At 75.2% G+C, this 5967-nt stretch carries 5 protein-coding genes and 1 pseudogene; 5 read left to right on the forward strand and 1 reads right to left on the reverse strand.

Features of this window, described 5'->3' with window-relative positions; translation table 11 throughout:
- Window positions 1–113 precede the first annotated feature (113 nt).
- Window positions 114–353: a chaplin gene (locus ACFV2S_RS31015; RefSeq protein ID WP_385566451.1), complete on the reverse strand. Its 240-nt coding sequence runs from the start codon at window positions 351–353 to the stop codon at window positions 114–116.
- A 382-nt stretch (window positions 354–735) separates the two neighbouring features.
- Between ACFV2S_RS31015 and ACFV2S_RS31020 the strand changes: the two genes are divergently transcribed.
- From ACFV2S_RS31020 to ACFV2S_RS31040, 5 genes and pseudogenes are all read left to right on the forward strand, one after another.
- Window positions 736–1794, forward strand: a complete 1059-nt coding sequence (locus tag ACFV2S_RS31020) for a DUF3344 domain-containing protein (RefSeq protein WP_385566456.1) — start codon at window positions 736–738, stop codon at window positions 1792–1794.
- 1 nt (window position 1795) lies between these two features.
- Window positions 1796–2932, forward strand: coding sequence for a glycosyltransferase family 4 protein (locus ACFV2S_RS31025; protein ID WP_385566459.1), 1137 nt, complete (start codon window positions 1796–1798; stop codon window positions 2930–2932).
- Window positions 2929–4380, forward strand: coding sequence for a sugar transferase (locus ACFV2S_RS31030; RefSeq protein ID WP_385566464.1), 1452 nt, complete (start codon window positions 2929–2931; stop codon window positions 4378–4380). The genes ACFV2S_RS31025 and ACFV2S_RS31030 overlap by 4 nt, the downstream gene beginning before the upstream one ends.
- A 3-nt stretch (window positions 4381–4383) precedes the next feature.
- Window positions 4384–5700: an O-antigen ligase family protein gene (locus ACFV2S_RS31035; protein WP_385566468.1), complete on the forward strand. Its 1317-nt coding sequence runs from the start codon at window positions 4384–4386 to the stop codon at window positions 5698–5700.
- A pseudogene (locus ACFV2S_RS31040) lies at window positions 5693–5967 on the forward strand (ABC transporter ATP-binding protein); the annotation flags it as partial. The gene ACFV2S_RS31035 and the pseudogene ACFV2S_RS31040, both read left to right, overlap by 8 nt.

Consider the following 5967-nt stretch of genomic DNA (forward strand, 5'->3'; position numbering starts at 1 on the left):
GCAGTGGCCGCCCGACCGAGTCCCCCACCCGAGCGTCCACGGGAACGCCGGGGGCCCCCACCCCGGGAGGGGTGGGCGCACCGGCTTCGGAAGGACTGATCAGGCGTGCGTGATCAGGCGTTGACGCAGGTGTTGCCGAAGGTCGGGTTCAGCGCGCCGATGACGCTGACGGTGTTGCCGCAGAGGTTGACCGGGATGTGGACCGGGACCTGGACGACGTTGCCGGAGGCGACACCGGGGGACTTCACGGCCGCAGCCTCGGCGCCGGCGTCGGCGGCGGCGGCGCCGGCGGCACCGGCGACGGCAGCGGCGGCACCCACGGTCAGGACAACGGCCTTGGCGATACGGGACATGGGGAGGTGCTCCTCGATCGAATTCATCCAACTCGGACTGCGCGGGCGCTTCGGCCCGACTCCCTCAACAACGCGGCCGGATTTCATCGGTTGCTCTCCCGAACGGGTGACGTTCAACCGATCTTTGGGCCATAGGAGGGCCATTGGAGGGACTGGGCGTGGAATGGCGCAACACGCACAACGAGGAACCGGCCGCACCGATACGGGAGTTAGCGTTTCCGGGCATCTAATGCTTACTATCGCCCCGCATCGGGGTTATAACGTTCCCGAACGTTGCTTCCGGGCCCGCCGCGCGTTCACCCATTTCGTGCGGACGACACCTTCTTCTCCCCCGGCCTCCTCGGGTCTTCCCTCCCTTCTCTCAGCAAAGCGGAGAACCTGTATGCGGAATTCAGCGCTTCTTGCTGTGCGTCGCAGCGTGTGGTGCGCCGTGTCGTGTGCGGCCCTGTCCGCCGCGCTCCCCGGCGCCTCCGCAGCCGCACCCCCACCCCGCGAGGCGCCCCGCGTCCCCTTCGCCGCCCGCCACCAGGCCGTGCAGCACGGGGGGATCGTGCGGGCCGCCAACACCTCGGCGCAGGGCACGGAGGGCACCGAGTCGGTCAACGACGGCGCCGGGATCGGCTACGTCGACGTGGACTCCGACCCCCACACGTACAACTCCAGCCGGGCCGCGCTCGCGGTGCCCGAGGGCGCCCGGGTCACCTGGGCCCGCCTCTACTGGGGCGGGAACCTGCGGGTGGGCGAGCAGAAGCCGCCGAAGGACGACGGGCGCGTCCTGATCGCCGAGCCGGGCGGACAGTACAAGGCGCTGTTCGCGGACTCCGTGATCGGCCACCGCACGGCCGACGGCGCCGACGCGTTCCAGGCCTCCGCCGACGTCACCGATCTGGTCCGCCGGTCGGGGCCGGGGCAGTGGACGGTCGCCCAGGTCAACGTGGCCATGGGCCGTTCCGCGGTGGGCGGATGGGGCGGCTGGACGCTCGTCGCCGCGTACGAGAAGGCCTCGGAACCGCTGCGCAGGATCAGCGTCTGGGACGGTTTCGAAACGGTCGGCCCGCGCGCCGGCGAGGTGCGCGTCCCGCTCGACGGAAACCGATTCCCCAAGGGCGTCTCCGGACGCCTGGGACTGATCGCCTATGACGGTGACCGCGGCACTTCCGGGGATTACCTCACGGTCGAGACGAGCCGTTCGAAGAGCACCCGTCTCTCCGATTCCGCCAATTCCGCGGACGACGTGCTGAACTCCAGCATCACCGAATTCGGCACCCGTGGGACCGTACGACTTCCCGATCGTACGAACACCCTCGGATACGACTCCGACGTGTTCGACCTGCGGGGGGCGCTGCGTTCGGGCGGCGACCGGGTGCACGTCCGGGTCGGCAGCCGGAAGGACACCGTCTGGCTCGGCGCGGTCTTCCTCCAGGCCGACGTCCGGCGCTGACGTGCTGTCACCACTCGACACGGACCCCGGGTCCGTCACCGTCCTGCACGCGGTCCAGCCCGGCGACGGCGGGGTCGCCCGTGTCGTCGTCGACCTGGTCCGCCTCCAGCGCGCCGCCGGCCTGCGCGTCGCGGTCGCCTGCCCGCCCGGCACCGCGCTGTCCGCCGCCGTCCGCGCCGAGGGCGCCGAGACCCACGACTGGCGGGCCGGGCGCGACCCCGGCCCCTCCGTCCTCCGCGAGACACGCGAACTGGCCCGGCTGGTCCGCACGGTCCGGCCCGGACTCGTCCACGCGCACAGCGCCAAGGCCGGTCTGTGCGCCCGGCTCGCCGTACGGGGACGGATCCCGACCGTCTACCAGCCGCACGCCTGGTCCTTCGAGGCCGTCGAGGGCAGGACCGCCGCGGTCGCCCGGCGCTGGGAGCGCTTCGCCGCCCGCTGGACGGCCCGGATCCTCTGCGTGAGCGAGGCCGAGCGGCGCACCGGCGAGGAGGCCGGGGTCGCGGCGGCCTGGTCCGTCGTCCACAACGGCGTCGACACGGCCCGGTTCGCGACCGGCGGACCGCCGGACAACCCCGCGCCCACCGTCGTCTGCGTCGGCCGACTCTGCCGCCAGAAGGGGCAGGACGTCCTGCTCGCCGCCTGGCCCGCCGTCCTCGCCGAGGTGCCCACGGCCCGGCTCGTCCTGGTCGGCGACGGCCCCGACGAGCGGGCGCTGCGGTCCGCCGCCGGCCCCTCGGTGCGGTTCACCGGGGCCGTCGACGACACCGTGCCCTGGTACCGGGCCGCCGACGTGGTCGTCCTGCCGTCCCGCTGGGAGGGCATGGCGCTCGCACCCCTGGAGGCCATGGCCGCCGGCCGTCCCGTCGTCGTCAGCGACGTGGACGGAGCGCGCGAGAGCCTGCCGCCCGCCCATGAACCCCTGTGCCTGGTCCCGTCCGGTGACCCGGCCGCGCTCGCCACCGCTCTGGGCCGCCTCCTCGGCAGGCCGGAGCTGCGGCACCGCCTGGGCCGCGAGGCCCACGAGCACGTCCTCAGCAGATTCGATGTCCGGCGCACCGGCGCGGCCGTCGCGGACGTCTACCGCGAACTGGCCGGAGCGCGGGGGGCCGAGCACAGAGAGCCGATTGCGCAGTGACCACGGAAAGTACCAGCGTTCCCTCCTCGCCGGGCCCCTGGCCCACGGCGGGCCAGGCCTTCGGCCTCGCCTCCCTCGCGCCGCGCCGCGGCACGCCCGGCCGGCTCGTCATGCCGCGCCACCGCCGCGAGCGGCCACGGTCCGGCGTGGCGTCGCTCGTGGCGGCCGACGCCGCGGCCGTCCTCGCGGCCGCTTCGGTGCTGAGCGCGGCGCACCAGGACCTCCGGTTCGTACTGCCGGTCATGGCGGTCGTCCTCGTCCTCGACGGACGGGCGGGTCTCTACCGGCCGCCCGCGCACACCCGGGCGCTCGACGAGCTGCCCGCGCTCGGCTCCCGCGCCGGGTTCGCCTGGTGCCTGGCGGCGGCCGCGGTCTCCGCGTACTCCCCCGCGCTGGCGATGGGGCCGCTGCGGCTCTGCGCCGCCTACGTCACGCACCTCGCCCTGGTCTGCCTGGTCCGGGCGGTGCTGCTGGGGCGGCGGCGCCGGATCGCCCGGGAGCGCCCGCGCTCGGCGCTCGTCATCGGCGGGCCCGGCGCCGCGCGCCGGTTCGCCGCGGCGGCCGCCCAGCACCCCGAGTACGGGGTGCGGCCGGTCGGGATCGTGGGCGTGCCCGAGCAGGGCGGCGCGCCCCGCGCGGCCGGGGAGCCCGGGCTGCCGGTGCTCACCACGACGGAGGAGATCCACCGGGCCGTCATCCAGAACGCCGTGCGCGACGCCGTGTTCCTCGACGAGGACCCGGGTCTGGTGACGCTCTTCCAGCAGTACGGCTGCGCCACCTGGCGCGTCGGCGGCCGGCACCAGGACGGGCCGATGGGCGCGCACATGTGGGGGTACGCCTGGCAGCCGGTCGTCCCGCTCGGCGAGCGGCCCGGACGGGCGTCGAAGCGGGCCCTGGACATCGCGCTCGCCGCTCCCGCGCTCGCGGTCGCGCTGCCGGTGCTGCTGCTGTGCGCGGTGGCCGTCCGGCTCTCGGACGGTCCCGGGGTCCTCTTCCGGCAGGAGCGGGTGGGGCAGCACGGCCGCCCCTTCACCCTGCTGAAGTTCCGTACGCTGCGCCCGTCCGACGACACCGAGTCGGCGACCCGCTGGAACGTGGCGGGCGACCGCCGGATGAGCGCGGCCGGGAGCTTCCTGCGGAAGAGCTCGCTGGACGAGCTGCCGCAGCTGTGGAACGTGCTGCGCGGCGACATGAGCCTGGTCGGACCCCGGCCCGAACGTCCCTACTTCGTGGCCCAGTTCAGCAAGATCCACGCGGGATACGCGGCCCGGCACCGGATGCCGGTGGGGCTCACGGGTCTGGCGCAGGTCCACGGGCTGCGCGGTGACACCTCGATCGAGGACCGCTGCCGCTTCGACAACCACTACATCGACCACTGGTCGCTCTGGCAGGACGTCTGCATCCTGCTGCGCACGGCGGCCGGACTCGTCCGACCCACGGGGAGCTGAGGGATGGCCACGGCCGTGACGGTGACGGTGCCCGGCACCGCCGCCGGGGTACGGGACTGGGCCCGCCGGGCCGGGGCGCTGTCCCCGGTGCTCGCCGTGATCGCGCTGCTGCTCGTCCCGGGCGGCGGCGGCGCGCAGGGCGGCACCGGCGGCACGGGAACGGTCGCGGACGCGGCCTCCGGGCTCCTGGTCCTGATCTGCCTGGTGCGGGTGCTGCGCGGCGGGGCCCGGCCGCTGACCCGGGCGGCGGCCGTCGTCCTCGGTCTGCCGGTGCTCGGGATCTGCCTGTCCGCGATCACCTCGCACGACCCGGCGGCGAGCCTGCCGGGGGTCGCCCGGTACGTGCAGGTCTTCGTCCTCGTGCCGGCGGCCGTGCTCCTGATGATCCGTGACCGGCGGGACTTCGCCGTGGTCGCCTGGGGCCTGGTCGCCTTCGCGCTGCTCCAGGGCGCGGTGGGCGTCGCGCAGTACCTGACCGGGACGGGCGCCTCGTACCAGGGCGAGGACGTCCGGGCCGTCGGCACCTTCGGGGCGACCGACGTGATGGGCATGGCGACGGTCGTGGCGTACGGGCTCGTCGTCGCCGCCGGGCTCGCGCTCGGCAGCGGTCCCGGGCGGGTCCGCACGGCCGCCGTGGTCTGCGCGGGGCTGCTCCTCGTGCCGCTGGTGCTGTCGTTCAGCCGGGGCGCGTGGATCGCGACCGTCCTCGCCTGCGCGCTCCAGCTGCTGCTGGCCGGGGTCCGGCGCGCGGTGCGGGTGGCGCTCGTGGCGGGCGCGCTCGGGGTGGTCCTCGTCGGGGGCCTCGGGATCGGTTCGGAGATGGTGAAGGAGCGGGTCACCAGCATCACGCAGGTGGCGGCGGCGCCGGACCAGTCGGTGACGGACCGGTACACGCTGTGGGCGGCGGCCGGGCGGATGTGGCGGGCGGAGCCGGTCACGGGCGTCGGGCTCAAGGGCTTCCCCCGGTACCGCGACTCGAACGCCTCGCTCGCGCTCTCCTCGGGCAGCGACACGGCCGGCGCGGGCGCCGCGTTTGCGCGTCAGCCGCTGCTCTCCCCGCACAACATGTACCTGCTCGTGCTGAGCGAGCAGGGCCTGGTGGGGCTCCTCGCCCTGGCGGGCGGCTGGGTGGCGCTGCTCGTCGGCGCGCTGCGGCGGCAGCGGCTCGGCGCGGACTGCGCGCTGGTCGCGACGGGCCTGCTGGCCTGGCAGCTCATCGACTTCTTCTACGCGGACATCGGCGGGCCCTCCACGGTGCTGATGTCCGTCGTCTTCGGTCTGGCGGCCTGGTGGTCGCTGGCGGAGGTGAGGCGTGCGTGACCCGTGGGCCGGGGAACCGGAGCCCACGGACGCGGCCCGGGCCGACGGGCCGCGCCCGTCGCCCCGGCCGCCGTGCGGCACCCCGCTGACCGACCCCTGGCCGGCCTCGCCTCCGGGCCCCACGGACTCCTCGTGGGCCCCGGGGGCCGTCGTGCTGCCGGGGGCGGGGCCGTCCCGGGCGGACGCGGGCACGGGCCCGGCCGCCGCGGTGGCGGGAGCCCGTGCGGCCCGCGCCGCACGGACCACGACGGCCGCCGGGCCGGACCC

Origin of the sequence: Streptomyces sp. NPDC059695, from assembly GCF_042733785.1 — a bacterium.
GTDB lineage: Bacteria > Actinomycetota > Actinomycetes > Streptomycetales > Streptomycetaceae > Streptomyces.